Raw genomic sequence first — 3,359 nt, forward strand, 5'->3', positions numbered from 1 at the left:
CCGACCGCACGATCGAGGCCTCGCTCGGGTACTTCATCAACCCGCTCGTCTCGATTCTTCTCTCGGCGGTCTTCCTCAAGGAACGGCTCCGTGCGCTGCAGAAGCTCGCCGTGCTCCTCGCCTTCATCGGCGTGGCGTGGATCACGTGGGTGAAGGGCGTGCCGCCGGTGCTCGGCCTCGGGCTCGCGCTCACCTTCGGCTTCTACGGGCTCATCCGCAAGACCGCGCCCCTCGGGAGCCTCGAGGGCCTGACGCTCGAGAGCCTGCTTCTCACGCCGCTCGCGCTCGCCTGGCTCGGCTGGCTCTTCTCGCAGGGCGAGCTCGCCTTCATTCAGGTCCCGGTCTCGAAGGAGCTCCTGCTGATGGCCGCGGGCCCGATCACGGCGATCCCGCTTCTGCTCTTCGCCTCGGGCGTGCGCAGGATCCCGTACTCGACCTCGGCGATCATCCAGTACGTCAGCCCCTCGATGGTCTTCCTGATCGGCGTCTTCGCCTTCAACGAGCCCTTCACGCTTGAGATGCTCATCGGCTTCCTCTTCATCTGGTCGGCCGTGATCATCTTCCTCTTCGAGACCTGGAACGCCTCGAGGCGCGTGCGCAACCTCGCCCGGGAGAGGGCCGCGAAACACTGACGGGCCTTTCCCCGTTTCCGAAGAAGCATGAAGCCGGCTGCAGCGGACTGCACCGGCTTCATTGTCATTGAGGAGCGGAGCTCCTCAGGGACGGTTCACACGAGGCATCAGGCCACGGTGAGCTTCACGTCCTCAGTGATGGCACCCGTGTAGCGGGCGACGTACTCGCCCTTCTCAAGGTGCGGCGGCACGAAGAAGGTGCCCGTCGAGACGACCTGGCCCTTGGTGAGCTTGCGGCCGCGCTTGGCGAGGGCCTCGACGAGCCACTTGAGCGCGTGGATCGGGTTGTCGAGCACCTCGGTCGAGTCACCGGACTTGACGATCTCGCCGTTGCGGAAGAGGTCGACGTGGATCTGGTTGAGCTGCTCGACGGCGAGCTCCGTGCCGTCCACGGGCGTGCCGTGGATGATGTAGCCGCCGACGGCGCAGTCAGCGACGACGAGGAAGCGGTTGAGCGCAGGGAACCACTCCTTGAAGCGCGCGTCGGGCACCTCGATGCCGCCCGCCACGGTAACGCTGCGCAGAAGCTCCTCGTCGGTCATGCCGGGCTCGAGATCCACCTTCGGGATCATCGCGAGCTCGACCTCGATCAGGGGCTCGTTCATCTCCTCGAGCACGAGACGGGCCGGGGCGCTGATGATGCGCGACGGAACCTGCTCGCCGAAGAGCGGCTCGTTGGTCTTGAACATGTCCTGGGTGGTCTTGCTCGTGAGCGAGATCTTGTAGCCGCCGGTGGGCTCGCCCTTGAGCTCGGCGACGGCGCGCTGGACGGCGTAGGCGGTCTCGAAGTCGAGCAGGATGCCTTCGCAGTCCTTCATCTCGAGCGGCGTGTTGGTGCGCAGCGCTTCGTAAAGCGCCTTCGGGAGGGTATGTACGTTCATGCAGGTGTTCCTTCGAGTTTTTCGCCTGCCGGGGGATACCGCGGCAGGCGTTCGACTTTGGGTTTCTGGCTGCGCCTCTGAAGTGCGGACTGTGGAGCCGGGAACCTCGTCCGCCGGGCGCATCCGATGATTGTACGCATTGGAGACGCTTTCGGGAGTAGCGGTTTACGCCAATTTGCACGAAAAATTCGACGGATTTGACAGGATTCGAGGCATAAAAAAACGGCTTCCGCAAGGAAGCCGTCGTGTCGGATCGCTTTTTTGAAGGCGCTCAAAACATCTGGATCTGGGGCCTGCCGCTCTCAAGGAACGTGATGCAGCCGCTCTTGCCCGCGCCTTCGGCGCCGTCGAGCTTCCAGTCGGGAACGACCCAGCGCTCGTAGCTGTCGAAGATGTGGGCCGCCGGGCGGTGCGTGTGGCCGTGGATAACGAGGTCCGCGCCCGCGGCCTTCGCCGCGTCGGCGACGGCGGCCTCGACCACGTCCATGTCGGCCATCGTCTTCTGCGTCTTCTCGGTCGCGGACTGCGACTTGATCTCCTGGGCGAGCTCAAGGCGCTCGGCCACGGTCTTCGAGAGCATCATGCGCTGCCAGTCCGGGTCGTGCGAGAGCGAGCGGAACTTCTGGTAGCCCGCGTCGCGCAGGCACCAGATGTCGCCGTGGGCGAGCAGAACCTTCCTGCCCTTGATATCGACCGTGATCGGGTCGCGCAGGAGCTCCGCGCCGATCATCTGCGCGAAGCCTTCGCCAAGCGCAAAGTCACGGTTGCCGGGCATCACGAGGACGCGCCGGCCCGTGGCGGCGTGGAGCTTGAGGAGCGCCGTCACCGGCTGCGCCTCGGGGTGGGCATCGTCGCCGAGCCAGTAGTCGAAGAGATCTCCGAGGATCACGAGCTCGGGGTAGCGGGGCGCCACCGTCTTCATGAAGCGCACGAAGGCCATGATGGTCTTCGGCTTCGTGGCCGAGAGGTGAAGGTCGGAGATGATGACCGGGTTGGTGAGCGGCTCAACCTGAGTGCGCCCTGCAAGCGCGGGCGGAGGAAACTGCGAGAGATCCATGGGACTCCTGACGAAGAGTTTGAGTATGGAGCTGATGCCGAGATAAACACGCAGACCGAGACGCGCTTTCCAGCTGAGCCGCGACGATGCCATGCGGGGCCTTATTCAGCGATGATCTCGGCCTTCTCGATGACGATGTCCTCGAGCGGAACGTCACCGTAGTACATCACCGAGCCCGTGCGGACGCTGCCGATCGCGTCGACCACGTCCTGGCCGGCGACGACCTTGCCGAAGACCGCGTAGCCCCAGCCCTGGGCGGTCGGAGCGGTGTGGTTGAGGAAGTCGTTGTCGACCGAGTTGATGAAGAACTGGGAGGTCGCCGAGTGCGGATCCGACGTGCGGGCCATGGCGATCGTGTAGCGCTTGTTCTTCAGGCCGTTGGCGGCCTCGTTCTGGATCGGCTCGCCCGCTTCCTTGTGGCGCATGCCCTTGCGGAAGCCGCCGCCCTGGATCATGAAGCCCTTGATGACGCGGTGGAAGATCGTGCCGTCATAGAACCCGGACTTGACGTAGTTCTCGAAGTTCTCGCAGGTGACGGGGGCGTGCTCGTGGTCAAGCTCGATGTCGATGATGCCCTTGTTCGTGGTTAAGCGGATCATTGCTTTTTCTTTAATGAAGGTATTGGTCTTGTCCGGTCGGGGGTGCCCCCGGCCGGATAGAGGAGGGCCCCGGCGTCATTTGTGGCCGGAGCCCGGGGGAATTTCTTATTTTCGCACAGGAGAGGGGAGGGCGGTGATCTCCCCCTCAAAGGGCGCCCTTACGGGAGGACCTTCGCCGAGAGGATCTTCA

Annotated in this window: 4 protein-coding genes; 1 reads left to right on the top strand and 3 read right to left on the bottom strand. The window is 64.2% G+C overall.

What is annotated here, in order from left to right; all coding sequences use genetic code 11:
• The coding region (locus tag Q4F91_RS10630) for an EamA family transporter (protein ID WP_303337521.1) at nucleotides 1-632 on the top strand (632 nt) is incomplete at its 5' end.
• Between the two features lie 107 nt (nucleotides 633-739).
• Here the strand turns inward: Q4F91_RS10630 and Q4F91_RS10635 are convergent.
• The 3 genes from Q4F91_RS10635 to Q4F91_RS10645 all read right to left on the bottom strand — a co-directional run bounded on the left by Q4F91_RS10635 (nucleotide 740) and on the right by Q4F91_RS10645 (nucleotide 3,169).
• Nucleotides 740-1,513: a 2-keto-4-pentenoate hydratase gene (locus Q4F91_RS10635; RefSeq protein ID WP_303337523.1), complete on the bottom strand. Its 774-nt coding sequence runs from the start codon at nucleotides 1,511-1,513 to the stop codon at nucleotides 740-742.
• A 271-nt stretch (nucleotides 1,514-1,784) separates the two neighbouring features.
• Nucleotides 1,785-2,570 carry a UDP-2,3-diacylglucosamine diphosphatase gene (locus Q4F91_RS10640; protein WP_303337525.1) on the bottom strand — a complete coding sequence of 262 codons (786 nt, stop codon included), beginning with the start codon at nucleotides 2,568-2,570 and terminating at the stop codon, nucleotides 1,785-1,787.
• 101 nt (nucleotides 2,571-2,671) lie between these two features.
• Nucleotides 2,672-3,169, bottom strand: a complete 498-nt coding sequence (locus Q4F91_RS10645; protein WP_303337527.1) for a peptidylprolyl isomerase — start codon at nucleotides 3,167-3,169, stop codon at nucleotides 2,672-2,674.
• Between the last annotated feature and the right edge of the window lie 190 nt (nucleotides 3,170-3,359).

The organism is Sutterella sp., from assembly GCF_030539355.1.
Lineage (GTDB): Bacteria > Pseudomonadota > Gammaproteobacteria > Burkholderiales > Burkholderiaceae_F > Sutterella.